General features: G+C 64.2%; 31 protein-coding genes, 1 tRNA gene and 1 pseudogene. 28 read left to right on the forward strand and 5 right to left on the reverse strand.

Features of this window, described 5'->3' with window-relative positions; translation table 11 throughout:
- Nucleotide 1 precedes the first annotated feature (1 nt).
- A complete protein-coding gene (locus SZ63_RS07980; protein ID WP_048184025.1) occupies nt 2-1,144 on the forward strand; it encodes a DegT/DnrJ/EryC1/StrS family aminotransferase in 1,143 nt (380 codons plus the stop codon).
- 9 nt (nt 1,145-1,153) lie between these two features.
- On the forward strand, nt 1,154-1,807 hold the full coding sequence (locus SZ63_RS07985) for a PHP domain-containing protein (RefSeq protein ID WP_048184027.1): 654 nt from the start codon (nt 1,154-1,156) through the stop codon (nt 1,805-1,807).
- Here the strand turns inward: SZ63_RS07985 and SZ63_RS07990 are convergent.
- Nucleotides 1,794-3,278 (reverse strand): flippase, encoded by a 1,485-nt coding sequence (locus SZ63_RS07990; protein WP_156168451.1) that lies wholly within the window; start codon nt 3,276-3,278, stop codon nt 1,794-1,796. The two genes, SZ63_RS07985 and SZ63_RS07990, sit on opposite strands and share 14 nt — an antisense overlap.
- Before the next feature lie 93 nt (nt 3,279-3,371).
- Nucleotides 3,372-4,883: a TrkH family potassium uptake protein gene (locus SZ63_RS07995; protein ID WP_052959109.1), complete on the reverse strand. Its 1,512-nt coding sequence runs from the start codon at nt 4,881-4,883 to the stop codon at nt 3,372-3,374.
- Nucleotides 4,884-5,234: 351 nt separating this feature from the next.
- On the opposite strand from SZ63_RS07995, the gene SZ63_RS12450 reads away from it, so the two are divergent.
- The 6 genes and pseudogenes from SZ63_RS12450 (at nt 5,235) to SZ63_RS12740 (ending at nt 9,183) form a co-directional block, all read left to right on the forward strand.
- Nucleotides 5,235-7,493 carry a PAS domain-containing protein gene (locus tag SZ63_RS12450; protein ID WP_162199201.1) on the forward strand — a complete coding sequence of 753 codons (2,259 nt, stop codon included), beginning with the start codon at nt 5,235-5,237 and terminating at the stop codon, nt 7,491-7,493.
- A gap of 312 nt (nt 7,494-7,805) precedes the next feature.
- A pseudogene (locus SZ63_RS08005) lies at nt 7,806-7,988 on the forward strand (nucleotidyltransferase family protein); the annotation flags it as partial.
- A complete protein-coding gene (locus SZ63_RS12735) occupies nt 7,972-8,124 on the forward strand; it encodes a HepT-like ribonuclease domain-containing protein (protein ID WP_241481288.1) in 153 nt (50 codons plus the stop codon). The pseudogene SZ63_RS08005 and the gene SZ63_RS12735, both read left to right, overlap by 17 nt.
- Nucleotides 8,125-8,277: 153 nt before the next feature.
- A complete protein-coding gene (locus SZ63_RS08010) occupies nt 8,278-8,475 on the forward strand; it encodes a hypothetical protein (protein ID WP_048184030.1) in 198 nt (65 codons plus the stop codon).
- Entirely contained in the window at nt 8,460-8,795 is a 336-nt protein-coding gene (locus SZ63_RS08015; protein WP_048184032.1) for a type II toxin-antitoxin system PemK/MazF family toxin, read from the forward strand. The genes SZ63_RS08010 and SZ63_RS08015 overlap by 16 nt, the downstream gene beginning before the upstream one ends.
- A 223-nt stretch (nt 8,796-9,018) precedes the next feature.
- Entirely contained in the window at nt 9,019-9,183 is a 165-nt protein-coding gene (locus SZ63_RS12740; RefSeq protein WP_241481296.1) for a nucleotidyltransferase family protein, read from the forward strand.
- Between the two features lie 296 nt (nt 9,184-9,479).
- Here the strand turns inward: SZ63_RS12740 and SZ63_RS08025 are convergent.
- Nucleotides 9,480-9,564 (reverse strand) — tRNA-Leu (locus tag SZ63_RS08025).
- A 342-nt stretch (nt 9,565-9,906) separates the two neighbouring features.
- Between SZ63_RS08025 and SZ63_RS08030 the strand changes: the two genes are divergently transcribed.
- From SZ63_RS08030 to SZ63_RS12745, 19 genes are read left to right on the forward strand one after another with little or no spacing between them, the layout of a single operon-like run.
- Complete coding sequence (locus SZ63_RS08030) at nt 9,907-10,392, forward strand: hypothetical protein (RefSeq protein ID WP_174435774.1); 486 nt, start codon at nt 9,907-9,909, stop codon at nt 10,390-10,392.
- Nucleotides 10,389-10,631 carry a DUF2109 family protein gene (locus SZ63_RS08035; RefSeq protein WP_048184240.1) on the forward strand — a complete coding sequence of 81 codons (243 nt, stop codon included), beginning with the start codon at nt 10,389-10,391 and terminating at the stop codon, nt 10,629-10,631. The genes SZ63_RS08030 and SZ63_RS08035 overlap by 4 nt, the downstream gene beginning before the upstream one ends.
- Nucleotides 10,624-10,860: a DUF2108 domain-containing protein gene (locus SZ63_RS08040; RefSeq protein WP_082122711.1), complete on the forward strand. Its 237-nt coding sequence runs from the start codon at nt 10,624-10,626 to the stop codon at nt 10,858-10,860. The genes SZ63_RS08035 and SZ63_RS08040 overlap by 8 nt, the downstream gene beginning before the upstream one ends.
- Nucleotides 10,844-11,089: an EhaE family protein gene (locus tag SZ63_RS08045; protein WP_048184037.1), complete on the forward strand. Its 246-nt coding sequence runs from the start codon at nt 10,844-10,846 to the stop codon at nt 11,087-11,089. Before SZ63_RS08040 ends, SZ63_RS08045 begins: the two co-directional genes overlap by 17 nt.
- A complete protein-coding gene (locus SZ63_RS08050; RefSeq protein ID WP_048184039.1) occupies nt 11,086-11,550 on the forward strand; it encodes a DUF2106 family protein in 465 nt (154 codons plus the stop codon). Before SZ63_RS08045 ends, SZ63_RS08050 begins: the two co-directional genes overlap by 4 nt.
- Nucleotides 11,550-12,152 (forward strand): EhaG family protein, encoded by a 603-nt coding sequence (locus tag SZ63_RS08055; protein WP_048184041.1) that lies wholly within the window; start codon nt 11,550-11,552, stop codon nt 12,150-12,152. Before SZ63_RS08050 ends, SZ63_RS08055 begins: the two co-directional genes overlap by 1 nt.
- Entirely contained in the window at nt 12,145-12,813 is a 669-nt protein-coding gene (locus tag SZ63_RS08060; RefSeq protein WP_048184043.1) for a membrane protein, read from the forward strand. The genes SZ63_RS08055 and SZ63_RS08060 overlap by 8 nt, the downstream gene beginning before the upstream one ends.
- Before the next feature lie 6 nt (nt 12,814-12,819).
- Nucleotides 12,820-13,023 carry a hypothetical protein gene (locus tag SZ63_RS08065; protein WP_048184045.1) on the forward strand — a complete coding sequence of 68 codons (204 nt, stop codon included), beginning with the start codon at nt 12,820-12,822 and terminating at the stop codon, nt 13,021-13,023.
- Nucleotide 13,024: 1 nt separating this feature from the next.
- Nucleotides 13,025-13,870, forward strand: coding sequence for a respiratory chain complex I subunit 1 family protein (locus SZ63_RS08070; protein WP_048184047.1), 846 nt, complete (start codon nt 13,025-13,027; stop codon nt 13,868-13,870).
- Nucleotides 13,867-14,118, forward strand: a complete 252-nt coding sequence (locus SZ63_RS08075; protein WP_048184050.1) for a hypothetical protein — start codon at nt 13,867-13,869, stop codon at nt 14,116-14,118. The genes SZ63_RS08070 and SZ63_RS08075 overlap by 4 nt, the downstream gene beginning before the upstream one ends.
- Complete coding sequence (locus SZ63_RS08080; RefSeq protein ID WP_048184052.1) at nt 14,115-14,498, forward strand: DUF1959 family protein; 384 nt, start codon at nt 14,115-14,117, stop codon at nt 14,496-14,498. The genes SZ63_RS08075 and SZ63_RS08080 overlap by 4 nt, the downstream gene beginning before the upstream one ends.
- Nucleotides 14,495-14,950, forward strand: a complete 456-nt coding sequence (locus SZ63_RS08085) for an NADH-quinone oxidoreductase subunit B family protein (RefSeq protein WP_011844025.1) — start codon at nt 14,495-14,497, stop codon at nt 14,948-14,950. Before SZ63_RS08080 ends, SZ63_RS08085 begins: the two co-directional genes overlap by 4 nt.
- Nucleotides 14,947-16,035: a hydrogenase large subunit gene (locus tag SZ63_RS08090; RefSeq protein WP_048184057.1), complete on the forward strand. Its 1,089-nt coding sequence runs from the start codon at nt 14,947-14,949 to the stop codon at nt 16,033-16,035. The genes SZ63_RS08085 and SZ63_RS08090 overlap by 4 nt, the downstream gene beginning before the upstream one ends.
- Before the next feature lie 4 nt (nt 16,036-16,039).
- Entirely contained in the window at nt 16,040-16,648 is a 609-nt protein-coding gene (locus SZ63_RS08095) for a 4Fe-4S dicluster domain-containing protein (RefSeq protein ID WP_048184059.1), read from the forward strand.
- Nucleotides 16,645-17,034: a molybdopterin dinucleotide binding domain-containing protein gene (locus tag SZ63_RS08100; protein WP_048184062.1), complete on the forward strand. Its 390-nt coding sequence runs from the start codon at nt 16,645-16,647 to the stop codon at nt 17,032-17,034. The genes SZ63_RS08095 and SZ63_RS08100 overlap by 4 nt, the downstream gene beginning before the upstream one ends.
- Nucleotides 17,024-18,313: a formylmethanofuran dehydrogenase subunit B gene (locus tag SZ63_RS08105; protein ID WP_048184064.1), complete on the forward strand. Its 1,290-nt coding sequence runs from the start codon at nt 17,024-17,026 to the stop codon at nt 18,311-18,313. Before SZ63_RS08100 ends, SZ63_RS08105 begins: the two co-directional genes overlap by 11 nt.
- A complete protein-coding gene (locus SZ63_RS08110; RefSeq protein ID WP_048184066.1) occupies nt 18,310-20,010 on the forward strand; it encodes a formylmethanofuran dehydrogenase subunit A in 1,701 nt (566 codons plus the stop codon). The genes SZ63_RS08105 and SZ63_RS08110 overlap by 4 nt, the downstream gene beginning before the upstream one ends.
- Nucleotides 20,007-20,774, forward strand: coding sequence for a formylmethanofuran dehydrogenase subunit C (locus SZ63_RS08115; protein ID WP_048184068.1), 768 nt, complete (start codon nt 20,007-20,009; stop codon nt 20,772-20,774). The genes SZ63_RS08110 and SZ63_RS08115 overlap by 4 nt, the downstream gene beginning before the upstream one ends.
- A complete protein-coding gene (locus tag SZ63_RS12745; protein WP_082122712.1) occupies nt 20,774-20,923 on the forward strand; it encodes a DNA helicase PriA in 150 nt (49 codons plus the stop codon). Before SZ63_RS08115 ends, SZ63_RS12745 begins: the two co-directional genes overlap by 1 nt.
- Nucleotides 20,924-20,927: 4 nt before the next feature.
- Here SZ63_RS12745 and SZ63_RS08120 read toward each other — a convergent pair whose 3' ends face one another.
- Nucleotides 20,928-21,194 carry a DUF1922 domain-containing protein gene (locus tag SZ63_RS08120; protein WP_048184070.1) on the reverse strand — a complete coding sequence of 89 codons (267 nt, stop codon included), beginning with the start codon at nt 21,192-21,194 and terminating at the stop codon, nt 20,928-20,930.
- Nucleotides 21,195-21,617: 423 nt separating this feature from the next.
- On the reverse strand, nt 21,618-23,159 hold the full coding sequence (locus SZ63_RS08125) for an FAD-dependent oxidoreductase (RefSeq protein ID WP_048184072.1): 1,542 nt from the start codon (nt 23,157-23,159) through the stop codon (nt 21,618-21,620).
- 202 nt (nt 23,160-23,361) lie between these two features.
- On the opposite strand from SZ63_RS08125, the gene SZ63_RS08130 reads away from it, so the two are divergent.
- Nucleotides 23,362-24,594 carry a glycosyltransferase gene (locus SZ63_RS08130; protein ID WP_048184243.1) on the forward strand — a complete coding sequence of 411 codons (1,233 nt, stop codon included), beginning with the start codon at nt 23,362-23,364 and terminating at the stop codon, nt 24,592-24,594.
- The last annotated feature ends 391 nt before the right edge of the window (nt 24,595-24,985 follow it).

Here is a 24,985-nt window from a genome sequence, read left to right on the forward strand (position 1 = left end):
GATGACGTGGAAGATCCCGCTCTCCGACATCGCGATGGGCCGCGAGGAGGACGACGCGGTCCGTGACGTCCTGCGGTCGCGGTGGCTCTCGATGGGGCCGGTGACGGAGGAGTTCGAGGCGGCGTTCGCCCGGTATCTCGGGGTGAAACATGCGTTTGCCGTCTCGAACGGGACCGCGGCGCTGCACATCGCCCACGCGGTGCTCGGCATCGGTATGGGCGACGAGGTCATAACGCCGTCGCTCACGTTCGTCGCCACGGCGAACTCGATCCTCTACTGCGGTGCGAAGCCGGTCTTCGCCGATATCGGGGGCAGGGACGACCTGAACGTCTCGTGGGAAGAGATCGCGGCGAAGGTCACGGGGAGGACGCGGGCGATCACCGTCGTCCACTACGGAGGATACGCCTGCGACATGCGGCCGATCATGGAGATCGCCCGCGACCACGACCTCCGGGTCGTCGAGGACACGGCGCATGCGGTGGGCGCGGCATACGGGGGGCAAAAGTGCGGGACGATCGGGGATATCGGGTGCTTCAGCTTCTTTGCGAACAAGAACCTCTCGACCGGCGAAGGCGGCATGATCGTGACCGACGACGACCGTCTTGCCGAGAAGATCCGGACGATGCGCTCGCACGGCATGACCACGCTGACGTGGGACCGGCACCGGGGGCACGGCTACAGTTACGACGTCACCGATCTCGGTTACAACTACCGGACGAGCGAGGTCGCGTCCGCGCTCGGCATCGTCCAGCTCCGGCACCTGGAGCAGAACAACGAACGGAGGCGGCGCATCGTCGGCCGGTACAGGGGAGCGCTTGCCGGGATCGAGCAGATAGAGTGCCCGTTCCCCGGGAAGACCAACGGGGACTCCTCCTATCATATCTTCCCGGTCGTCCTCTCCGCGGATCTCCCGAGGGCCGGCTTTCAGGCGGCGCTGAAGGAGCGGGGAGTCCAGACGAGCATCCACTACCCGCCGGTTCACCTCTTCACCTACTATAAGAGGCTGCTCGGGGATACTCAAGGATCGCTTCCGAAGACCGAGTTCGTCGGGGAGCACGAGGTGACGCTGCCGCTCTACCCCGGGATGACCGACGACGACGTCGAGTACGTCTGCACCGCCGTCGAGGAGGCCGCCTCCGGGTAGGTGGAGAGGATGTTCGCCGATCTGCACATCCATACCCGGTGCTCCCGGGACTCGTTCATGGACCCCGCGAAGGTCGTCGGGGTTGCCCGGGAGCGGGGGCTCGCCGCCATAGCGGTGACGGATCACGACACCATCCGGGGAGGCCTTCTCGCCCGGAAGGCGAGCCGTGACGTTACGGTGATCGTCGGTGCCGAGGTTCGGACGGAGTGCGGCGACGTCCTCGGCCTTTTCCTCGAAGAGGAGATCACGGCGCGGAGGTTCGACGACGTGGTCTCCGAGATCCGCGCCCAGGGCGGTCTTGCGGTTCTGGCGCACCCCTACCGCGGGCATCCGTTCCCCGGGCGTCCGGCAGGGAAGGTGGATCTCATCGAGGGGTTCAACAGCAGGTCGCGGCCGGCGGCCAACGCCCGCTCGATGAGGCTTTCGCGCGTCTGCGGGAAGGGAACGGTCGGCGGGAGCGACGCACATGTGTATGCGGAGATCGGGAGGGGCGTGACGGTCTTTGCCGGGGAGGATATCGAGGAGGCGCTCCGGGCCGGGCTGACCGCCGGGAGCGGGCGGGAGTCGAACTACTACCTCGTGCACGCCCTGAGCTGCGGCATCGAGCGTCTGAAAGGGCTCTCCGGGGCCGGAGCGCCCCCATCTCCCGTCACCGCCCGTTGAGGCGCCGGAGAGCGAAGCGCCCGAACAGGGGCGTGATCGCGCCGAAGATCTCTATTTTATCCGACGGAGTCAGCACCGCCCGGTAGGCGTACGCCCCGTAGAGGCCGGTCAGGGCCGCCGCGAGCACGTACGGGTGCACCGTGTCCCGGAGCAGGAAGAAGGCGAGGAGGAATACGGTGACTGCCCCGAAGACTTTCACGATCTTCGCCGACTCCACTCGCACGGCAAAGACGCGGTGGAGGATATAGAGGATCAGCACCGCGAGCAGGGTGCACGATACGGCCGTGCCGGCGGCCGCACCGGTGATCCCGAAGAGCGGGATGAGCGCCAGGTCGAGGCAGACGTTTGCTCCCGCGACCAGGACGTTCACCTTCGAGGAGAGCCCCGGCCGGTTCATGGCGCTGAGGGATGGCCCGACGGAGGAGACCGCCCCGAAGACGATCATCCCGTAGACGAGGACGATGAAAGCGGGCACGGCCGGCAGGTAGGCGGGGCCGAAGAGGACCTCGATGATCGTTTCGGCAAGGCAGATGAGGAGGAGCCCCGCTATCGAGAGGAGGACGAGGCAGTACCGGATCGACCGGGATATCACCGCCTCGACGGCATCCGCAAGGCCCTTGCTGTAGTACTCCGAGATCGCCGGGTAGTTGACCGTGGAGATCGAGCCCGGGAGCGAGAGGAAGGCCACCCGGGCGATCGCGATTGCGACCGCGTACCGGCCGACGTCGGTCTCCGTCAGGAGGTAGCCGATGAGGAGGGTGTCGGTGTAGGTGTTCACCAGGTAGACCGCGCTCGCGATGAAGACCCTGCTCCCGAACGCGAGCATCTTCTTCGTCGTCTCCCGGTGGTTGAGGGCCGAGAGCCGGAAGTGCGGGCGGACGACCGCCGCGACGAAGGCGAGCGTCCCGATCTCGGTAAAGAGCAGCGCCGCCACCGCTCCCGCCGGGCCGAAGCCCGCGAAGATGAGGGCCGCCGCCAGCACGACCAGGAGGAGCGAGCGGATGATGAACCGGAACGAGTAGGAACGCATCTCCCGTAGCCCGTTCAGGAGGCCGAGGAGGGTCGTGTTCAGGATCGAGATAGGCACGGCAAGTGCGGCAAGCCGGACGAGGCCGGAGAGTTCCGGAATCGAGAAGAGCGCCGCGATCTCCCCGGCGAAGAGGAAGAGGACGAGTCCGGCCGAGGTTCCGAGCAGGAGCCCGTTGACGGCCCCGGCGGTGACGACGGCGTCCCGCCGCTCCCGGTCGGTCTTGTAGTCGGCGACGAACTTCACGACCGTCTCCGGGATGCCGAGGCCGGCAACCAGCGTGGAGATCGTGAAGATGGTCAGCGTCAGGGTATACAGCCCGAAGTCCCCCGGGCCGAGCCAGCGGCTCAGCAGGATATTCAGGAGGAACCCTGACCCGAGGGTGACGATCTGGCTGACGAACACCCAGCTGATGTCGAATGCGAACTTCGTAGACTCCTTCATGCCGATCAGGCCCGACGCAATGGCGATATGACGCACCGCCGGTATTTATACTGTTCTCCGGGCGTGCGCCGGTGCGAGAGGGTCCCGGAGGGTCTACAGCCTCCGCGCCGCCCCGAAGACCAGGACGAGGACCGGCACGATCTCGAGCCTTCCCGCCCACATGACGATGATAAAAAGCCATTTCGCCGTGGGGGAGAGTCCGGGGTTCACGAACCCGGTGCTGAGCCCGACGCTGGATGCGGCGGAGACGACCTCGAAGATGATGTCGGCGGAGTCGAATCCCCCCTGCGGCGCGAGGTGGAGCAGGAGAAGGGTGGCGACTGCGACCGTCAGGACGAAGAGGACGACGACGAGCATGCTCTTCGAGACCTCGTACTCCGGGAGGTGTTCGAGGATCGGCCGCCCGTCGTGCCGGAGCGGGGTGATCGCCCGCCAGCCGGTGTGCAGCCTCCTAAACCACCACCGGAGCATCTCGAGGCCGAGGATGACCCGGCCGAGTTTGATCCCGCCGGCGGTGCTCCCGGCCGATCCGCCGACGAACATCAGCGCGGCGAGAACCATCACCGTCGAGCCGTACCAGGTTTTGGGGTCGGCGTTCTGGAACCCGGTGCAGGTGATGCCGCTCACGGTCATGAAGATCCCCTCCCGGAGCGCCTCGGCGGGGGGGAGAGACGAGACGGTTGCGAGGTCGAGGGTGACGGCGGCGCACCCGGCAAGGATGAGCGCGAAGAGGAGGATCGCCTGCCGGTCGGAGAAGAACTGGAACCTCTTTTTGTAGTAGAGCAGGAAATAGAGTTTGAACGGCAGCGCCCCGGCGATCATGACCGGGACGACGAGCATCTCGAGCAGCGGGCTGTCGTAGTAGAGGATGCCGGCCGAATGCACCGCGAACCCGCCGGTCGATATCGCCGTCATGACGATGTTTACGGCGTCCCAGAGAGGTATCCCCGAGAGGAGGACGAGCCCGATGCCGAGGGCGGTGAGCACCAGGTATATCCGCCACATCTCGACGGCCGTGGTCACGACGCTCGGCATGAACGTCTCTGACCGGCCTTCCGAGCGGTAGAGCCGGAACCGGGTCAGGCCCGATCTGCCCGCGAGAGCGATGGTGAACGCGACGATCCCGAGGCCGCCCATCCACTGGGTCAGCGACCGCCAGAAGAGGATCGTCTTTGGGGTGGCGTCGACCGACGGGAGGAGGGAGAAACCCGTGCCCGTCCAGCCCGACATCGCTTCGAAGACGCTGTCAGTATAAGGGAGGTTGAGGCCGAACGTATACGGCAGAGCGCCGATCAGGGATGCGGCGAGCCAGATCAGCGCGACCGCCGAAAGGGCGACGGAGAGGCGTGCCTCTCCCTCGGCCTTCGGGATGCCGGCAAGCCAGATCCCGATGATGCCGAACCCCGCCGGCGCCGAGGCCATGGGGAGAAGGAGGCCGTCTTCGCCGTACCAGAGGGCGACCAGGAACGGGGAGCACGAAACCAGCGCGATGAAGAGGAAGATGAGTCCGATATCGGGCGCTATGATCGCGAACTGGCTGTGTGCCGCCGGCAGCGCCTTTCTGCCGGAAATCTCCGGGAAGAAGCGGTCTTTGCGATGGTGCATCTGTGCACCCGGGCCGGTGGATTCTCCGGCCGCACCATGGAGGTACGCGCATCGGTTATCTACGTTCCGGTCGTCTGCGCCCCACCTCCCTCAACCTCCGGTGAAGGATTACGGTGCCAACCCATTTTATCCTATCAAAATTATACTTATGTTTGCATTGATCGCCCCGGCGGGTGACGGTTCGACGGCTCGTACCCGCGCCGCGCCGATCAAACCGTCCGGGAGACGCCGCCAACCCGGCAAATCCGATGGAAAGGGCCTGCAGCCGTTTGGGATGTGGGGGTGCGCCTGCCGGGCGGGCACGAAATGCGGGAAGGTGTCCGGATGCCGGAACCGTTTCCGGGGGGAAATATGGAGAATCTGCAGGACGAATCCCCGGCCGACTTACTGGAGATACTGCAGGACGCTGCTCCCTGTCTCGACCGCCGGTCCCGGGAGAGGCTGGCGGCGGGCATCGGGGCCCTGATCGATGAGAACCGCGATCTCGCCGCCCGTGCCGCCCGCGCAGGACTGGAGCGGGACGCGCTTCTCGCCGCCGTCGGCAGGCAGGGGATCGTCTACGACGCCGACGGCGGGGTGATCGCGGCGGGCCCGGGCGACGGGGATCGGATAGCCCGGGCGCTCCTCGGGAGGGGGGACGTGTTGATCAGGTATCCCGGCGGCGAGCCGGTTCAGCCCGGCGACCTCCCCGGGTACCGGGCGCTCAGGGGAGAGAGGCTCGCGTCCTGCCGGTACACGGTCCACGACCCCGGCGGCGAGGATCTTCACGTCGTCGTATCCGCCTCGCCGATCATCACGGGCGGGGCCGTCTCCGGTGCCGCCGTCACCTGGCAGGACGTCACCGGAGAGGAGCAGAGCCGCCGCCGCCTCGCGGAGGCGAACACCCTGCTCGAAGGGCTCTTCGAGAACCTCGGCGATATTGTCGGCGTCCAGCTGCCGGACAGGACGATCCTGCGCTACAACCGCGCCGGCTACGAGATGCTCGGGATGACGCCGGAGGAGGTGAAGGGGCGGAAGTGCTACGACCTCATCGGGAGGACGACGCCCTGCCCGGTCTGCGCGACGGGGTTTGCGGTCGCGAGTAAAAAGCGGGAGGTCGTGGAGAAGTTCGTGCCCGAACTCGGGCGGTACATGGAGTGCCGTTCGAGCCCGATCCTCGACGAGAGGGGCGAGGTGGCGTTCATCGTCGAGCAGCTCTACGACATCACCGACCGGAAGCGCACCGAGTGCGCTCTCCGGGAGAGCGAGGCGACGGCCCGGGTTCTCCTCGACGCTCCCGAGGAGATGATCGTCCTCGTCGATGCGGGAGGCCGGATCATCGACGCCAATGAAACGGCGGCCCGGCTGTTTGCGCGGAGCCGGGAGGAGCTCGTCGGCATACGTTTGCAGGAGTTCTTCTCGCCGGAACAGGTAGAGGTCTACGCGGCCCGCCTCCGCGAGGTCGCCGGGACGGGCAGGGCCGCACGGTTCGAAGATACCGTGGAAGGACGGCTGTATGATGCCGTCCTCTATCCTGTGAGGGATGCACGCGGCGGCATCAGCCGGATCGCGGTGATCGCGAGGGATATCACCGAGCGGAAGCAGGCGGAGGACGCCCTGCGGAATCTGACGCGCGACCTGAACAACCGGGTGGACGAGCTCTCGACGCTGTATGCGGTATCCCGCATCATCGAGCGGCCGGGGATCGCGCTTGACGCGATCTTTCGCGAAGTCGTTCTGGCGCTTCCTTCGGGCTGGCAGTACCCGGAGGACACGGTCGCGAGGATCAGGGTGCTCGGGTGCGATTACAGGACGGAGGGGTTCCGGGAGACGCCCTGGCGGCAGATGTCCCCGATTGTCGTCCACGGCGAGAGGGTCGGTATGGTGGACGTCTGCTACCTCCGCGAGAGGCCCGGGGAGGACGAAGGCCCGTTCCTCGCCGAAGAGCGGGCGCTGATCGATATCGTAGCCGGACGGCTCGGAAACACGATGGAGCGGTTCCAGGCGCGTGAGTCCCTGGAAAAGAGCGAGTCGCAGTTCCGGGAGATCACGCAGCAGAGTTTCGACATGATCTACACCTGCTACCACGACAGCGGTATCGCCTACATCTCCCCGGCGGTGACCCGCGTCCTCGGCTACACCCCCGACGAACTCATCGGCAGCAAGTGCCGGGACTTCGTTGTCCCCTCGTCGCTCCCCGCCTGGGAGGAGGGGCGAAGGAAGATCTCCCGGGGCGAGCCGGTCGAGGGGCTCGAGACCGAGTTCCGCCGAAAGGACGGGTCGGTTGCCTACCTCGAACTGAACGAGTCGCCGATCATCCGCGACCGGTTGGTGATCGGGGTGCACGTGGTCGGCAGGGACATCACCGAACGGAAACAGAACGAGCAGCTCCGGCAGCAGGCGTTCGAGCAGATCGAACGGAACATCGAGCAGTTCGCGATCCTCGGCGACCATATCCGCCAGCCGCTCCAGGTGATCCTGGGCATGACCGAACTGATCGACGAAGAGGCGGCTACGGGGAGGATCCGGGAGCAGGTCGACCGGATCAACGGCTACGTCCGGGATCTCGACCGGGGCTGGATCGAGTCGAGGCAGGTCAGGGAGTTTCTGCGGAAGCACGAGCTGGCGTGAGGGAGAAGAGTAGCGGGGCGTGAGGAGAAGGGTATGCTTCCCGAGCCCCCCGGCCGTTGCGATATGTTTCAGTCGGACGGTGCCCTGCACCCTACCGGCACAACCCTGCGACCGGCAACCCGGGGAAAAACGTTATCCTGATGGGCGGGTAACAGGGGTATGATGGGGTATGCGCGATGGTCCGCCAGGAATGACGCTCCGCGGAGCGGAGTTCGAAACGACCGAAGGTCTTCGGAGACCGGAGCATGAGCACCGCAGGTGCGAAAGAGTGGAGTTTGAGAAACCCGAAGGTTTCGAGCAGAGCGCGAAGAGAGCGATATCGATATCCTCATCGAGTTTGAGGAAGGGGCCCGTTCCTTTGACACCTACATGGACCTCAAGTTCTTCCTCGAAGATCTCTTCGGGAGAAAAGTCGACCTCGTCGACCGCGATGCCATAAAGCCGGCTCTCGCAACGCATATCCTCCGGGGTGTTCGGTATGTCCCGGGAATATAACCTCTATCTCCACGATAACCTTGAGGCTGTCAGGAAAATTGACCGATACACCCGGGGAAAAGACTACGAGGAGTTCCTGGCAGACGACCTGGTGCAGGACGGAGTGATCCGGAACGCCGGCGAGCGCCTTCGTTGACGCCATGCCTGCACCGGAGTGCGAGGGAGACAGGAGCCCCCTCTCAATTTCCTCAGTGCCAGGGGATTGAACGCCCCGGTAAACACCCCCTCTTCAGGCAGAGATATGTAGATTGAAGCACCAGAGGATCATATTTGTAGAGGTGAAGTAACCATGAGCCCGGCAAAAGAGGAGATCATCAGCGAGCTCGAAGACCTTCCGCCCCGGACCTATAGCGAGGTGCTCGATTTCATCCGGTTCCTCAAGTTCCGGCGCCGGAAGGCCGTTCCGGACACCGCCCTTGCCAGCGAACCCGTGCTCCGGAAAGATTGGCTCCGACCCGAGGAGGATGAGGCGTGGAGCGACCTGTAAAGGGAGATGTCGTCGTTGTACCGTTCCCTTTCTCAGACCTTTCGACGGTGAAGCGGCGTCCCGCTCTCGTCGTTGCGACTCCCGGTGGGGACGATGTCATCCTCTGTCAGATCACGAGCCAGCAGGTCCGGGATCGTTACGCCGTCGGTATCACCGACATGGATTTTACGGAGGGGGCACTCCACAAACCAAGTAATGTCCGGCCAAACCGGCTCTTTTCCGCCAGTACCAACCTGATTCTTTACCGGGCAGGCCATCTTAATGACCCGGCCGTCACGTCGGTCATCGATCGGATCATCGAGATCCTGCAGGCGACGTAACCTCCTGTTCCGTTTTTCTACCGGGAATCTCCCGGCCCGGGTTGCGCCGGTCATCTGAGAGAAGCCTGCTGTCTCGCGCTCTGCTCACCAGAAAGAAAGCATATACCATGATCAGTACAGATCCGGTTTCAATGACTGCTGCAGAGAAGATCCCCGTCTCAAAAGAGGCCTATAACCAGATCCTGGGGGCAACGAGCATGAAGAGAGCGATATCGATATCCTCATCGAGTTCAAGGAAAGGGGGCGCTCTTTTGACACGTATATGGATCTCAAATTCTTCCTCGAAGATCTCTTCGGGAGAAAAGTCGACCTCGTCGACCGCGATGCCATAAAGCCGGCTCTCGCACCGCATATCCTCCGGGGTGTTCGGTATGTTCCGGGAGTATAACCAAACGGCTTGCCCCGCCGACGTCGCCCGCCGTGACCGCATGGTCGGCCTCGTGGAGAAGATGCTCGACCTGAACAGGCGCCTTGCGGTGGCGAAGGCCCCGCATGAGACGGAGGTGCTCGCCGGGATGATCGACGCGACCTGCCGCCAGATCGATAGGCTGGTGTATGATCTGTACGGGCTCGCGGAGGACGAGATCGCGATCGTGGAGGGGTCAACACATGAACGACCCCGTCCTTACCAAGGACGCGCTCCACCAAAGAAGTGCAGAAAAGAGATCCAACCCGAAGTCGGCATGCGGGGGAAGGGATTCGAACCCTTGAACTCCTTCGAGACTGGACCCTAAATCCAGCGCCTTTGACCTGGCTCGGCAACCCCCGCCTGCATATATTGTCGGCGCCGGGAGCATTATAATTGCTCCCCGCCGCCCATGCGCGGGCCTGCCGCCCGGGCGTACGATCTGCGGCACCATCCGTATCCGAACCCGATCCCGGGAACGCCTGCTCTTTCTTTGATCAGCAATCGGAGGTGCAAAAAGGTCCCGTATGGATTCGTGAAAAAATATATGCTATATAATATTCATTACACTCCATACAAAATTAACCGGAGGCTGTCATGCCGGAGGCGCGCCGGAGGCGCATTCGGGTCGAATAACGCCCGAAATGTTAACAACAAAACCTTTATTGAATAGATTGACCGTATTTTCCAGTAGTTGAAAGAACAATGCTGGGCGAACTCCTCCATATCCTGGCGGCAGCGATCATCAGCTGGATACTCTTCGTAACCGTCGATATCTTCTTCCGGTTGCCGGAAGCGGGGGGTGTCAGCGGAGCATCGGCCATCGCGCGGGATATCGAGGCAGGCGGCGGGGCTCTTGCCGGGGGGACCATGATGGGGAACATCGTCTGCTCACCCGACGCCTCGGCCGGGACGCTCCTTGCCGCCTGCGGCGTCTACGTCGCCGGCATTCCCGGTGGGCTCGTCGCGGCCGCGCTCGTCTTCATCGGCAACCGCATCTGCCACGACCCCGGCTACGCCGGAACCACCGGCGCGGTCCTCGCCACGTTCGTCGTCTACGGCTTCACCCTGGTCGGATTCGCCGCAACCGACTTCATCGCGGGCATGGTGATTGCCATCCTCACCATCCAGGGGCTCTCCCACGCCCATGCGAGCCGGCTTCTTGCACGGCTCTGGAGGGTTAGAGAGTGATCGCGCTCTACCTTGTGGCCGCACTGGCGGTCTTTGCCGCGATCAGGGCCGCCGTCGAGAAGAACACGGGGAGAAAGCTCCCCTACGTCAACGTCATGAACTTCGCCGTCGCCGGGGCGATCGTCCTGCTGCTCAACCACCCGCTCGCCCTCGTCGCGGCCGCGGCCTACTTCGTCGGCTCGACGCTCGAGGCGAACGCCATAGCGAGCACGTATGCGGGGGGTGAGCGGCGTGGATGACCTTCTCGTCGTCCTCTTCGCGGCCGTTGCGCTCATCGGGACGGTGAGCGCCCACCTCCAGCGGGACCGCTTCAACAAACTGATCGCCGTCGGGATCATCTTCGGCGGGATCGCGCCGTTCATCGCCGCCCGCGGCTACCTGGACGTCCTCATCGCCGTCAGCCTGATCGTTCCGATCACCACGATCATCATACTGCTGATCTGCAGGAGGGATGCCGGTGACGCCTGAGTTCGTCCTCGGCTGCATCATCCTCATCATCGGGGTGATCGCCGCCGGGTTCCCGCGCCCGACGACCTACCTCTCGCGGCTGATCAGCCTCGAGATTCCCGGGTTCGGCCTGCTCCTCATCATGCTCGCCTACGACGAGATGCTCGCCCTGCTGACGTTCGTCGGGGTTACGGCGATATCGACCTTCGTCCTCGTCCGGGCCATCGAACGAAAGGAGGCCGCGCCATGACGCCGGACCGGTCGATCATCACCCGGATATCCGCGACGATATCAAGGGTCGAGAACCTCACCGCGCTGTATGCGCTCCTCGCGATCATCGTCGTCGTGCTCGGCCTCGTCAGCCTGCCGTTCATCGCCTACCACGACGACCAGCTCTACGAAAAGACCCTCGACCCGGCAAGCGCCCTCCACCCCTACGACCGGGGCGGCGTGCCCTTCGGGACGACCCCGGTGAAGTCGCAGTACCCGGAAAACTCGCCCTACGCCGGCTACGTGACCGCTTACCTGACACCGTTCAGCCAGTGGCTCGCCGATACCACGCACCATATGGGGACGACGATCGTCGCCCACCCGGGCGGCATCATCGACGAGATCCTCTACAACACCCGGGGGCTGGATACCGTCGTCGAGACGAGCATCCTCTTCGTGGCGTTTGCAATCGCGAGTTACCTCTTCAGGAGGGATAGTTGATGGAGCTCGCCTACCCGGTCGGTCTCGTCGTCGTCGCGGCCTCGATCATCATCGGGTTTACCGCTCTCGTCCGGGAGAAGGACGACCTGCACCGGATCCTCCTCACCGACCTCGCCGAAGTCCTCGCCCTCGTCCTGATCGCGCTCGTCGCCACCGACCTCGCCGAGGCGCTCATCCTCCCGGGGCTCGTCGTCGGGATATCCGAACTGATGGCCGTCTCGGAGGTCTACATCGCGAAGGAAGGGCTCCGGGCGCCGGAGGGGCCGGCGTTCCGGATCGAGGTGATGGACAGCGCTCCGGGCATCCTCGCGCTGATCCTGGTCGCCTACGGCATCGTCCTCTCGGGATTCACCGGCGGAGCGATCGCCGCGGTCGGCGCGGTCTTCTACTTCATGTGCCGGGGGCACACCGAACAGTTCGAGCTGATCGAGACCGTGAGCGGCTACGCGTGGGCGTTCTGGATAGGAGCGTTCTTCATCTTCATGTTCCTCCCTGCGTACTGGTTCTTTGCGGTGATGATCGCCGGAGGGGCGATCCTCCTCAAAGTGATGGCGAAGATGTCCCTTGTGGGGACGATGCGGCGGGGTGGTCCGGATGTTTAACCTCCCGACGACGAACATCGGCGGGCCGGAGGTCTTCGTGCTGGAGTTCGGCGATATCGTCGCCTACTTCAGCCCCTATACCGCGGCGCTCTTCGTCTTCGCCCTCATCTTCACGGCTCTCGTCATCGTGAGCCGCCCTGAGCGGCAGGTGGATATCGCGTTCGGCGGCGACGCCTACTACACGAAGGAGGTCGACCCGAATCTTCTGCGGTTCCAGCGGTTCATGGCGATCGCCTGCGGGCTCGCCACGCTCGGGGCGGTGATGACCGGGGACGTCTTCAACTTCACCCTCTTCGCCTCGATGGTGGGGATCACGAACATCGGCATCGTCGCGGCCTACCGGAACCGGCACGTCCTGAACGCCGCGTTCCAGTACGGCATCGTCGCGATGCTCGCCACCGTCCCGCTCTTCGGGGGCGCGGCGATCGTCCTCGCCGGCACCGGCACGCTGAGCATGTGGGAACTCTTCGGCGGCGCGATGGCGGTTCCCCTCATCGCGAAGGCGTTCCTGGTTCTCGGCGTCATGGGGGAGGGGATGGCGCCGTTCTACATTGCAAAGGCGGAGATCACGAGGGCGCAGGGAGCGCCGTTCATCCTGATGGTGCACGTCAGTTCGCTCCTCCTCTTCCTGCGCGTAACGGAGATCGTCATATCGATGTGATTGGCCATGAAGAAACGGACTGCACTGATTGTCGGGGTTGCCGCGGGCGTGATCGCGGCGGCGGCCGGGCTCCTTGCCGCTCTCGGCTACCTCCCGGCCATTGCCGCGGAGCTCGTCGCGGTCGTCGCGTTCCCGGCTTTCGTCATCTTCATCGCACTGTGGTGGAACGCAAAATCCGGAGAAGAAGATATCCCGTTCATAGGATACTGACATGATCGAATACCTGCTCTTTGCCACCTTCGTCGGCCTGCTCTTCCACGGCATCCACCGGAAAGTCATCGCGAGAGTCCAGGGACGCCCCGGACCGCCGATCTGGCAGGAGATCCTGCATACCCTGAAGTTCTCCTTCAAGCAGACCTGGATCCCGAAGACGGCCAGCCAGACGCTCTTTGTCGGGATCGTCTTCGTCGCCATCGGCATCTGGAGCGGAGCCCTCTTCCTCCTCCTCTCGGGAGGGAGCATCCTGCTCCTCTTTGCGGTCTACCTCCTCCACAAGATCGTGGAGCACGGGATGGGGCTCTCGACGGGCTCGCCCTACACGAAGTTCGGGGCGATCCGGTCGGTCATATCGGCGGCGTCGGAGCTGCCGCTCCTCGTCACCGTCGTCGCGATCTACTTCTTCACCCGCTCGCTCTCGATCGCGGATATCGCGGCCTACCAGGAGGTGAACGGCCCGCTCCTCATCCTTGCGTTCCCGGCGGCCGTGGCGATGTACCTCGTGATCCTCTCCAAGATGCACTACGGCCCCTTCTCGATCATCGAGGCGAAGGAGATCGTGAGCGGGAACGTGACCGAGCACTTTGGGGTCTGGCGCGCCGGGATCGAGGTGGCGTACGCCCTCAAGACCTACGTGCTCCTCTATGCGTTCGTCCTCATCTTCATCGGGGCCCTGCCGCTCTGGCTGACGCTGCTCGTGATGCTCATCATCCTCGTATCGCTCTCGTTCGTCTGCGCCGTCACCCCCATGCTCTCGCCCTACGATACCGTGACGATACAGAGCCTGGTGACGGGCGCGCTCGTCATCTACATCGTCATCCTCGGGGTGGTGATGGGATGAACGCGCTGCGTCTCCTGATCACGGCGGGAGCGGCCTTCTACGCCGTGGTATTCCTCTTCCAGATCGCCCAAAACGCGAGCGTGACCGGCCAGGCGCTGGCGGGGGTCGTCCTGCTCGCCGTCGTTACGGGTCTCGCCTGGATGCGCGACGAACTTGCCCTGAAACGCTACGAGATAGCGCTGCTCTGGGTGATGGTGCTCGGGTTCCTCGCCTATGCGGCGGCACACGCTCCGGGGGTGCTCGCGTGAAGTTCCTCTACGAAAAGGACCTCCGGCAGATGAAGTACAACATCCTGACAAGCACAAAACACGACGAGACCGTCCGGGCGATCGCAGAGCGTCTCGGGATGAGCGATGCGAAACTCCGGATGGTGTTGATCCGGCGGTTCGACATGTCCCTGCTCGAGAACCTCGAATCCCGGTGGCAGATGGGGCAGCGGCACGCGGACGACGGCGACCCGGTCGCGGAAGAACTCGGCTACGAACTCTTCACCCGGTTCATACCCCTCATGGATACGGAAACGATGCAGACAATCTACGGTGACACGACAGCAATGACCAGAGAGATGCCCTTCGAAGAGGCGATCGCAAAAGGAAAAGAACGGATCCGGGAGGCGATCCGCTCATGAGCATCCTCCAGAAGATCAAGAACACCGTCCGATCGAGGTCGATCCACGTCAGTTACGTCGACGTCGGGTCGTGCAACGGCTGCGACATCGAGGTGCTCGCCTGCCTCGCGCCGCGCTACGACATCGAGCAGTACGGGATCTACGTCCACAACAACCCCAGGGAGGCCGACGTCCTCCTGGTTATCGGCTCGGTCACCCCGCAGTGGGTGGACAAACTCCGCGACATCTGGGACAAGATCCCGGAGCCGAAAGTGGCCGTTGCCATCGGCAACTGCCCCATCTCGGGGTGCGTCTATGCCCGGAGAGGTACCTTGACGAGCCCGCCCGTCGAGAAGTACATACCGATAGCCGCACAGGTGCCGGGCTGCCCGCCCCGCCCTACGGAGATATTGAACGCCATACTCTCGGTCGCGCCGCTGATATTCAAGGATTACGAGGAGAAACAGCCATGAAGAAGACCGTCGACGTCTCCATCCCGCTCGGCCCGATGCACCCCTGCTGGAAGGAGCCCGTCCGCCTCAAGTGCGAGACGGCGGGCGAGCGGGTGCTCCGCGCCGAGGTCGAACTCGGCTACATGAAGAAGGGAATCGAGCGGATCATGCAGGGCCGCCCCTGGCAGGAGGTGATGTTCCTTGCGGAACGGGTCTGCGGCATCTGCTCGGTCATCCACAACATGGTCTTCATCGAGACGATGGAGAAGATCAGCGATATCGAGGTTCCGCCGCGGGCGGCCTATCTCCGGGTCGTCGTGAACGAACTCGACCGGATAGCGAGTCACATCCTCGCGAACTTCTCCTACTGCTACACGATCGAGCATGAGACGCTCGCGATGTATCTCCTGAATACCCGGGAGACGGTGCTCGACAACCTGGAGCGGATCACGGGCTCGCGGATCAACACCGCATACATGATCCCGGGCGGCGTCCGGTTCGACCTCCAGCCGGGGGACGCCGCGGCGCTGCTCGCCGACCTCGCGAAGGTGGAGGAGGAGATGAAGCGGTATGTCCGGATCTTCGAGACCGGCCCGCTGATCGCGCTCAGGAGCAAGGGGATCGGGTACATGAGCCGGGAAGACGCGATCCGCGCCTATACCGTCGGCCCCACCGCCCGGGCGAGCGGTGTCGAGGACTCCGACCTCCGCCTCCGCCACCCGACCTACCGCGAGCTCGGGTTTACCCAGATAACCCGGACGGAGGGCGACAACTTCGCCCGGATCATGGTCCGGTTCCAGGAGGTCTTCCAGAGCATCGACCTGATCCGGAAGTGTGTGGACACCCTGCCCGAAGGGCCCATCCGGGGCGGCGGCCTCTGTAAGGCGGGCGAGGCCTCCTACAGCGGCGAGGCCCCCCGGGGCGAGCTCACCTACACGATCAGGACCGACGAATACGGCCGGGTGCTCGATATCGCCATCCGGACGCCGTCGATCATGAACATCGAGGCCTGCGCCCACTTCATGGTCGAGGACGCCACGTCGATCGCCGACGTGACGTCGACGTTCATCAGCAGCGACCCCTGTATCGCGTGCAACGAGAGGTGAAGAGATGCGATCGTTCGTCTACTACGTGCGGGAGTTCCTCCGGCCGGAATGGATCCGGAAGTTCTTCTTCGCCAGAACCGCGCCGCTCGAGACCCCCTCCTACTTCAAGGGCTACCCGACCCGGACGGAGAAGGAGTGCACGGGGTGCTTCTCCTGCATGATGATCTGTCCCGCACCCGGGGCGATTGCGGTCCTCCGCAAGAAGGACGAATGGGGGCCGGAGGTCTACCCCGGCCACTGCATCCGGTGCGGCCTCTGTGTCGAGGCGTGCCCTGAAGGGGTTCTCTCGAGCGGCCGGATCCTCGACGTCACCGATCGCGACAGGACGGCGTTCGCCTCGTGGTATCACCTGGAGGTCGACGACAACCTCTGCATGCGGTGCGGGAACTGCTGCGTCTCCTGCCCGGTCAACCGGCAGATCGACCCCCAGCTCGCGGGGACCGGGACGTCCGCGAGCGACGAGGTGATCATGCGGATCGAGGGCGGCCGGGTGCGGATCCTCCATATGGAGAAGTGCACGGGGTGCACGACCTGCGAGACCCAGTGCCCGAACCGGGCGATCCGGGTCGCCCGCATGGTGGAAGGGGTGCAACTACCGGAGGCGGAGGCATGACGTTTCTGATGATCACCGGGCGGACGGTGAACCAGGGCGTGACCGTCGAGAACAAGACGTCGCCCGAATACGCAGCAGAGACCTCGACCTGCTTCATGCACGAGTTCGATATGATGGAACTCGGGCTCGACGACGGGGATGCCGTCCGGGTGACCGGGCCGTGCGGCGAGGTCGTCATGCGGGCGGCGGCGTCGCCGGAGGTGGAGATGGGCACCGTCTTCGTCCCCTACGGGCCCTACGCAAACCACATCGTCGCCGCCGGCACCCGCTCTACCGGGATGCCGGACTTCAAGTCCCACGAGGTGGAGATCGAACCGGCCGACGAAGAGCCGAAACTGGTTCACGAGCTGATGGAAGACCTGGGAGGCCTTGCTTATGATCGTTAAGGACGCGGTCTGCCCATTCTGCGGATGCCTCTGCGACGACATCGAGGTGGAAGTCGAAGAGGGCAGGGTGGTCGCCGTGACGAATGCCTGCGAGCTCGGGACGACGAAGTTCATGGGCGAGAAGAGGATGAAGAACCCGATCCTGCGCGTTGGAGACGAGTGGAAGGATATCACTTACGACGAGGCCGTAAAGTACGCGGCCGACATGCTCCTTGCCGCCGAACGGCCGCTCCTCTACGGGTGGAGCGGCACCCACGGGGAGGCGCAGTGCGTGGGGGTGCATATGGCCGAACTCATCCATGGCGTCATCGACAACACCTCCTCGGTCTGCCACGGTCCCTCGATCCTCGCCATCCAGGAGGTCGGGCACCCGGGATGCACGCTCGGGGTGGTGAAGAACCGGGCGGATCTCGTCATCTACTGGGGATCGAACCCGATCGACGCCCATCCCCGCCACCTCTCGCGATACACGCGGTACGCGGAAGGGTTCTTCCTCGAAAACGCCTTCCGCGACCGGAAGGTGATCGTCGTCGACGTCAGGAAGACCGAGAGCGCGAACATCGCCGACGAGTTCATCAAGATCAGGCCCGGCGGGGACTATGCGGTTCTCTCGGCGCTCCGGGCGATCGTCCAGGGGAAGGCGGATACGATCCCGCGGACGGTCGCGGGCGTCACCCGCGAGCAGCTCGTCCGGGTGGCGAACCTCTGCAAATCCGCGAAGTTCGGAGCGGTCTACTTCGGGCTCGGGCTCACGATGACGCAGGGGAAGTACAAGAACATCAGGAACGCCATCGAACTCGTCTCGGAGCTGAGCCGGCACACGAAGTTCACCATCTCGGCGATGCGCGGCCACTACAACGTCTACGGTTCGAACGAAGTGAACACCTGGATGACCGGCTACCCCTTCGGGATCGACTTCTCGCGGGGGATCGCCTTCTATAACCCCGGGGAGACGACGGCGGTGGATATCCTGGCCCGGAAAGAGTGCGACGCGGCGCTGATCGTCGGGAGCGACCCGGCCGCCCACTTCCCGCGGAAGTGTCTGGAGCACCTCGCGGAGATCCCGGTCGTCCAGCTCGATCCCTACCCGAACGCCACAACCGCGTTCTGCAACGTCCAGATCCCGGTCGCGGTGACCGGGATCGACGCGGAAGGAACGGCCTACCGGATGGACGGGGTGCCGATCCGGACGAGGAGAGTCCTCTCCAGCGACTACCTCTCCGACGAAGAGGTCCTTGCCCGGATGTATGCCCTGATGCAGGAGGCGCGGGAACGATGACCGAACTCCTGGTGAAGAACGCCTGTGTCATCGATCCGCTCCGGGGGATCAACGGCGAAACGATGGATATCGCCATCCGTGACGGGAAGATCGTCGAGGAGGTGAGCGATGCTGCGGAGGTGATCGACGCCCGCGGCATGCTCACCCTGCCGGGCGGGGTCGATTCCCACACCCATATCTGCGGGACGAAGGTGAACTTCGGGCGCTACATGAGCCCGGAGGATATGCGGGCAGGGAGAACGCCCCGCCGCGGGGCGATGCACGCCACGTCCGGCTACAGCGTCCCGACCACCTACGGCAACAGCTACCGCTACAGCGTGATGGGCTACACCACCCTGCTCGAGGGCGCGATGGCGCCGCTCGAGGCCCGGCACACCCACGAGGAGTTCACCTACACGCCGTTGCAGGACACGATGGCGAACACCCTCTTCGACGGAAACTGGGCGATTCTCGAGGCGATTCGCGACGGCGACGTAAAACGGGTCGCCGCCATCATCGCCTGGACGCTCAAGGCCGTGAAGGGGTTCGGCGTCAAGCTCACGAACCCCGGCGGCACCGAGGCCTGGCAGTGGGGCAAGAACGTCTCCTGCATCCGCGATCCGGTGCCCTACTTCGAGGTGACGCCCGCGGAGATCATCCGGTCGATCGTGGAGGCGAACGAGCTCCTCCACCTCCCGCACTCGGTGCACCTCCACTGCAACAACCTGGGCACCCCGGGGAACTACTCCTGCACGCTCGGGTCGTTCGGCCTCATCCCCGACCTGAACGAAAAGCGGCAGACGCTGTATGCAACCCACGTCCAGTTCCACGCCTACGGCGGGTCGGAGTGGAAGGATTTTTGCTCGAAGAGCGAACCGATTGCTCGGTTCGTCGACATGCGGCCGCAGATCGTCATGGACATGGGGCAGGTGATGTTCGGCCGGACGACGACGATGACCGCCGACGGGCCGATGGAGTTCAACCTCTACCGCCTCCACCACGAGAAGTGGAGCAACCACGACGTGGAGCTCGAGACGGGGTCGGGGATCATCCCGGTCATCTACCGGCGCAAGAACCTGGTCAACTCGATCATGTGGGCGATCGGCCTCGAGCTCGCGCTCCTCACGAAGAGCCCCTGGCAGTGCCTGCTCTCGACGGACAACCCGAACGGTGCGCCGTTCGTCAAGTACCCGGAGATCATCGGCCTTCTGATGAGCAAGCGGTACCGCGACGCCGAGTTCGCGACGGTTCACCCGGACACCGAGTCACGGGTGCCCCTCCCGGCGATCGAGCGCGAGCTGGACTGGCACGAGATCGCGGTGATGACCCGGGCCGGCGCGGCGAGGGCGCTCGGCATCCAGGATCTCGGGAAAGGGCACCTCGCTCCGGGCGCCGATGCGGACGTCGCCATCTATCCTCTTAAGATCGACGAGGTCGATCCCTCGGCCGAGTACCAGAAAGTCATCGATGCGTTCAGCCGGACCGAGTACACGATCAAGCGGGGCAGGGTCGTCGCCCGGCGGGGCGAGTGCCTTGTTCACGGGAGCAACGCCACGCTCTGGGTCGCGCCGAAGGTCTCCGATGGCTACGATATGGGGAAGGACCCGGACTTCATCGAGAAGTTCGACCGCTACTACACCGTCCGGATGAGCAACTACCCGGTGCAGGAGGAGTACGTGACCCGGAACCGGCGCATCGAGACGGAGGCGGAACTATGAAGGTCACGCTCGCGATGAAGCCTGCGGCGAAATGGTTCATCCCTATCGAGGCGGAGTCGATCGTCCCGAAGAACTTCCTTTCCGGTACCGATCTCCGGGTCTGGCGGGGGAACCGGGAGCTCCGGCTCGACGAGGTCTTCTCGGTATCGGTGGAAGGCGATGCCGACCGGGCGGAGGACGTCGAGGTCGTCCTCTCGGGGGATACGTTCCGGCTGAAGAGGGTCGGCGAGTACCTGGATGCCGGGAAGATCACCGTCCTCGGCGGCATCGGGATGCACTGCGGCAACTTCATGAGCGGCGGGACGATCGAGATCCACGGGAACGCCGACGGCTGGCTCGGCCGGGAGATGGCGGGAGGAACCATCGTCTGCCGGGGCGATGCCGCCGATTACTGCGCCTCGGGATACCGCGGGGGCCGGAAGGGCATGAAAGGGGGCACCGTGGAGGTCTTCGGCCGTGCCGGGGATTTCCTCGCGGAGAGCCTCGCGGGCGGCACGGTGATCGTGCACGGCGATGCCGGGGATATGACCGGGGCGGAGATGCGCGGGGGCACGCTCGTCGTCCACGGAGACTGCAGCCGCCCGGCCGCAAACATGAAGGACGGCTCCTGCTACGTCTACGGGACCGCGCGGGGGATGATCCCGACCTTCAAAAAGATCGGGACGGTACAGCACGACGGGCGCACGCTTATCCGGTTTTCCGGCGATCTTGCGAACCGCGGGAAAGGAAACCTTTTTGTGAAGGGCTACGAATATCTGGACTGATGGTCAGGCACGAGTGTGGGTTCGAGGCCCCGATCCACTGCAAGCGATGCGGGCGGCCGCTGGAGAGCAACGAGCGCACGGGCCTTTACTGCCCGCACTGCGGAAGAAGAGTGAGCATGCTCTGCCCGGGCTGCGGGCGTCTCTGGTGACCGGTCAGACCCGGTTCTTCACCCACCGGGCGTACTGCGCCCTGAGCTGGCGGATGTCCTGTTCCGTGAGATCTTTTTTCCCCGTCTGGTGCAGGTAGGACTCGAGCTGCTCCACCACCCGTTCTGCATCTAAAAAGTCGTCGACGTCAAGGTAGACCGGCGCCCGCTGGACGTTGATAACCTCGCCGCACATCGGACAGAGCCTCCAGCGCTGGTAACGGTCGACGTAGTTGAAGGTCTTGCAGCCCGGACAGCGGATGACGAGGTACATGATTAATGGGAGTGTGCGGTCGGGCGGATTTATAGTTATCCATCTGGAGTTTTTCTGGCACCGGAGATCAGGTAGCGATGATCCTGTAGAGTGGATGTTGAGAAGGCTGAAGATCTTTGAAAAAACGAAGGCAAGACGTTTTGGTTCTAAAACTTGGGCTCAAACGTTCTTCAGTTGAGTTCCTGACACGGATTTCGAGGGGATATCGCGCCTGGGGGGTGGGGACAAAGGGGAGTGCGAGCGCAGCGAGCATGAGAAACTCGAAGAGTTTCGAGGGGGGCGAGCCCCCCTCCCCTGCAACCCCTCCCCGCGTGGCGATAGTCACCACGGTCCACTGCACCGGGATTTTACCTCGCGTCGGCTATTTTTGTCTCTCCCGAATTTCTGCTCTTCGTCCACTGTTCTTCAAGCCTTTCAGCTTTCTCACCCCTCCCTCGGCTTGAGATCCTTCACCGCCGGCCCGTGGATCACCTTCCCGTCGGCATCGTAGCGGGAGCCGTGGCAGGGGCAGTCCCAGGTCTCTTCGGCGCTGTTCCACGCGGCGACGCACCCGAGGTGGGTGCAGGTGGGGTTGACCGCGTGGACCCGCCCTTTTTCGTCCCGGAAAACACCGGCCTTCTTCCCCTCGATCATCAGGATCCTCCCCTCGCCGGGTGCGACGTCCCGGAGATCCCCGGCGGGGCGGGATATTGCGCCGCCGATGTACTTCTCGGCGACCCCGATGTTGTGCGCGAGGAACCGCCGGGCCGCTGCCGCCGGCTTGAACCGGTCGGGGGCGTAGACCTCCGCATGGGGGTTTTCGCGTCCCCGGATCATGTCGGTGATGATCGTCGCGGCCGCGGTGCCGTTGGTCATCCCCCACTTCCTGAATCCGGTCGCGATGTAGACGTTCTCGTGGCCGTCGGCGAGCGGGCCGATGTAGGGGGCGCCGTCGACGGTGATGTAGTCCTGCGCCGACCACCGGTAGTCGACGGACGTTATCGGGTAGACCGACCGGGCGTAGGCCTCGAGGTCGCGGTAGTACCTCCGCGTGTCCACGTCCTCGCCGGTCCGGTGCTCCATCCCGCCGACGATGACGAGTTCGCCGTCGGCGGCGGCAGGCTGCGACCGCCAGGAGTGTGTCGGGCCTTCGGCGTTGATGAACATCCCCTCGGGGAAGGGCTCATCGATCCGGACGCCGAGCGCGTAGGAGCGCGACGGCTCCATCCGGGCGAAGTAGAACCCGGGCGCATCGTAGAAGGGGTAGTGGGTCGCGAGAACCACGGTGTCTGCCGTAACGGTTCCCGACGCCGTCCTGACCGTGCAGCGGCCTCCACCGTCCTGCACCTCGAGCGCCCGGGTCTTTTCGTAGATCCGGCTCCCGTCGCCGGGGATCAGCGACGCCAGGTGCCGGAGGTAGTTCACCGGGTGGAACTGCGCCTGGTTCTCGAAGACCACTGCGCCGTAGGTCCGGGCGGGGAGCGGGATATCCTCCGTGAACGCGGCCGGGAGCCCGAGGCTCCGTGCCGCGTCCGCCTCGTCTGCGACCTTCTTCCGGGCCTCTTCCGTCTCCGCGTAGGTATAGGCCGGTTTCCGGATGAAGTCGCAGGCGATGCCGTATTCCCGGACGAGGGACGCGATCGTCTCGATCGCCGTCTGGTTCGCTTCGGCGTATTGCTGCGCCTGCCTGCCCCCGAACCGGTCGATGAGGTCCTTGTAGATCAGCCGGTGGAGCGAGGTGACCTTCGCCGTCGTGTGCCCGGTCACCCCGTGACAGATCCGGTTCCCCTCGATCAGGGTGACCGCGTATCCGGCACGTTTGAGCAGGACGGCGGTGGTGATCCCGGTGATGCCGCCGCCCACGACCGCCACATCGGTCTCCAGGTTCCCCGGCAGCGGGGGGTACGGCGTCTCCGCCGCGGTAGTCTCCATCCAGAACGATCCGTGCCTGCCCGGCAGGCCATATGTACCCGGCCCATGCTCCATACGTCCAGCCTCCTTCTGCCCGCCCGGCCTTCAGTTCAGGCGGCGGCGGGCGGTCAGCATTATGCCGGGAGCATATATAGGTATGGAACACGCCTCCCCTCCGCACCCGTCCGCTGGTTCTGCAGGGCACGGCGCCGGGAGCGGAGGGGCCTCCCTGCCGTTACGCATAAGAACGATCGCGAGAATGGAGGGAGCGATCAGGATGAACGCAATCCATACGATCGACGATTATGAACGGTATATCGGCAAAGAGGCCGTGCGTCGCGTTAAAGAGAAGGCACGGCCGCTCCGTGACATGCACGTCATGCACATGAACTCTACCTACTACGGCGGCGGGGTCTCCCAGATCCTCGCGTCCCTGACGCTCCTGATGAACAGCCTCGGGATACAGACCGGGTGGCGGGTCGTCCACGGCCCCCCGGACTTCTTCAGCGTGACGAAGAAGTTTCATAACGCGCTGCAGGGTGGCGAGATCAACATGACCGGCCGCAAGAAGGAGGTCTACGAGAGCGTCGTTCACGAGAACGCCATCCGAAACCATCTCGATCACGACGTGGTCATCATCCACGACCCGCAGCCGCTCCCGCTGATCACCCATTACCGCAGGAAGAGCCCCTGGATATGGCGCTGCCACCTCGACCTCACCGCACCGAACCGGAAGGTCTGGAACTACCTCGTCCCGTTCATCGAGCGGTATGACGCCGTCATCCTCTCCTGCGGTGAGTACCGGCGGGATCTCAAAAAACCGCAGGTCTTCTTCACGCCCGGGATCGATCCCTTCTCCATCGTGAACAAGGACCTCTCCGAGAACGCCATCGACGAGCGCCTCGAGCATTACGGCATCCCGACCGATCTCCCTCTGGTCGTGCAGATCTCCCGGTTCGACCGCTGGAAGGACCCCGAAGGGGTCATCCGGGCGTTCCAGAAGGCCCGGAAGGAGGAGGAGTGCACCCTGGTTCTCGTCGGGAACGTCGCGACCGACGATCCTGAAGGCGCGGAGGTCTACCGGTCGCTTCTTGCTCATCGTAACGAGCGGATCATCGTCAAGAGCGTCCAGGACGGAGCGCTCGTGAACGCGCTCCAGCGGCGGGCGGCGGTCGTTCTCCAGAAGTCCATCCGCGAAGGGTTCGGGCTGACGGTATCGGAGGCGATGTGGAAGGGCGCGGCGGTGATCGGCGGGAACGTCGGCGGCATCCGCCAGCAGATAGAGGACGGGAAGAGCGGGTTTCTGGTCTCGTCCGTCGACGAGGCGGCGGAGCGGATCGTCCGGCTGCTCCGCGATCCGGACCTCCGGGGGCGGATGGGGAACGCGGCGCGCGAGCGGGTGCGGGAGCACTTCCTCTTCACCCGCACCGTCGAGCAGTACCTCGACCTGATCGGCTCGTTCGAACCGGAGTTCCGGCTGAGGGAGGATGTGGGGTTGTCCTGCGGGTGAGCGGGGGGCGGTGGGTTTTTGTCACGACGTCGCGCTTAACGGTGTTTGGCTTCCGGTTCTTCGACCAGTCGACAGTCCGCACTGTTGCCACTTACTTCAATGATACTCACGCATAATCTCTGATTACGCCCCGGAAGCGGATTCCGTGGGGATATCGCCCTTGGGGGCGGGGCTGACGGGGAGGGGGCGTGCCCCCTCCCCTGTCTCTACCTCTAGGGCATATCTGTAAACCCCACTCGAAGACCTTCGGTCTTCTCAAGCTCTGGACGTCCCGTCCGTCGCACCCCACCCGGCCTTCGGCCTCCTCATTCGCACCTTCAGTGCTCAAACTCCTGCTGTTCCGGCAGTCGTTCCCCGCACCTTCGGTGCTCAAACTCCTGCTGTTCCGGCA

Source organism: Methanoculleus sediminis (assembly GCF_001017125.1).
In the GTDB taxonomy this organism is placed as follows: domain Archaea; phylum Halobacteriota; class Methanomicrobia; order Methanomicrobiales; family Methanoculleaceae; genus Methanoculleus; species Methanoculleus sediminis.

What these genes read in the sequence shown, in the direction of transcription:
- SZ63_RS08130 (WP_048184243.1), top strand. Translation starts at nt 23,362, where the DNA reads ATGAACGCAATCCATACGATCGACGATTATGAACGGTATATCGGCAAA.
- SZ63_RS08010 (WP_048184030.1), top strand. Translation starts at nt 8,278, where the DNA reads ATGAGCCCGGCAAAAGAGGAGATCATCAGCGAGCTCGAAGACCTTCCG.
- SZ63_RS08045 (WP_048184037.1), top strand. Translation starts at nt 10,844, where the DNA reads ATGCCGGTGACGCCTGAGTTCGTCCTCGGCTGCATCATCCTCATCATC.
- SZ63_RS08100 (WP_048184062.1), top strand. Translation starts at nt 16,645, where the DNA reads ATGACGTTTCTGATGATCACCGGGCGGACGGTGAACCAGGGCGTGACC.
- SZ63_RS08115 (WP_048184068.1), top strand. Translation starts at nt 20,007, where the DNA reads ATGAAGGTCACGCTCGCGATGAAGCCTGCGGCGAAATGGTTCATCCCT.
- SZ63_RS08060 (WP_048184043.1), top strand. Translation starts at nt 12,145, where the DNA reads ATGTTTAACCTCCCGACGACGAACATCGGCGGGCCGGAGGTCTTCGTG.
- SZ63_RS08055 (WP_048184041.1), top strand. Translation starts at nt 11,550, where the DNA reads ATGGAGCTCGCCTACCCGGTCGGTCTCGTCGTCGTCGCGGCCTCGATC.
- SZ63_RS08110 (WP_048184066.1), top strand. Translation starts at nt 18,310, where the DNA reads ATGACCGAACTCCTGGTGAAGAACGCCTGTGTCATCGATCCGCTCCGG.
- SZ63_RS08090 (WP_048184057.1), top strand. Translation starts at nt 14,947, where the DNA reads ATGAAGAAGACCGTCGACGTCTCCATCCCGCTCGGCCCGATGCACCCC.
- SZ63_RS08125 (WP_048184072.1), bottom strand. Translation starts at nt 23,159, where the DNA reads ATGGAGCATGGGCCGGGTACATATGGCCTGCCGGGCAGGCACGGATCG.
- SZ63_RS07995 (WP_052959109.1), bottom strand. Translation starts at nt 4,883, where the DNA reads ATGCACCATCGCAAAGACCGCTTCTTCCCGGAGATTTCCGGCAGAAAG.
- SZ63_RS12745 (WP_082122712.1), top strand. Translation starts at nt 20,774, where the DNA reads ATGGTCAGGCACGAGTGTGGGTTCGAGGCCCCGATCCACTGCAAGCGA.
- SZ63_RS12735 (WP_241481288.1), top strand. Translation starts at nt 7,972, where the DNA reads ATGTCCCGGGAATATAACCTCTATCTCCACGATAACCTTGAGGCTGTC.
- SZ63_RS08070 (WP_048184047.1), top strand. Translation starts at nt 13,025, where the DNA reads ATGATCGAATACCTGCTCTTTGCCACCTTCGTCGGCCTGCTCTTCCAC.
- SZ63_RS08050 (WP_048184039.1), top strand. Translation starts at nt 11,086, where the DNA reads ATGACGCCGGACCGGTCGATCATCACCCGGATATCCGCGACGATATCA.
- SZ63_RS12450 (WP_162199201.1), top strand. Translation starts at nt 5,235, where the DNA reads ATGGAGAATCTGCAGGACGAATCCCCGGCCGACTTACTGGAGATACTG.
- SZ63_RS07985 (WP_048184027.1), top strand. Translation starts at nt 1,154, where the DNA reads ATGTTCGCCGATCTGCACATCCATACCCGGTGCTCCCGGGACTCGTTC.
- SZ63_RS08065 (WP_048184045.1), top strand. Translation starts at nt 12,820, where the DNA reads ATGAAGAAACGGACTGCACTGATTGTCGGGGTTGCCGCGGGCGTGATC.
- SZ63_RS08085 (WP_011844025.1), top strand. Translation starts at nt 14,495, where the DNA reads ATGAGCATCCTCCAGAAGATCAAGAACACCGTCCGATCGAGGTCGATC.
- SZ63_RS07980 (WP_048184025.1), top strand. Translation starts at nt 2, where the DNA reads ATGACGTGGAAGATCCCGCTCTCCGACATCGCGATGGGCCGCGAGGAG.
- SZ63_RS08030 (WP_174435774.1), top strand. Translation starts at nt 9,907, where the DNA reads ATGCTGGGCGAACTCCTCCATATCCTGGCGGCAGCGATCATCAGCTGG.
- SZ63_RS08075 (WP_048184050.1), top strand. Translation starts at nt 13,867, where the DNA reads ATGAACGCGCTGCGTCTCCTGATCACGGCGGGAGCGGCCTTCTACGCC.
- SZ63_RS08105 (WP_048184064.1), top strand. Translation starts at nt 17,024, where the DNA reads ATGATCGTTAAGGACGCGGTCTGCCCATTCTGCGGATGCCTCTGCGAC.
- SZ63_RS07990 (WP_156168451.1), bottom strand. Translation starts at nt 3,278, where the DNA reads ATGAAGGAGTCTACGAAGTTCGCATTCGACATCAGCTGGGTGTTCGTC.
- SZ63_RS08095 (WP_048184059.1), top strand. Translation starts at nt 16,040, where the DNA reads ATGCGATCGTTCGTCTACTACGTGCGGGAGTTCCTCCGGCCGGAATGG.
- SZ63_RS08120 (WP_048184070.1), bottom strand. Translation starts at nt 21,194, where the DNA reads ATGTACCTCGTCATCCGCTGTCCGGGCTGCAAGACCTTCAACTACGTC.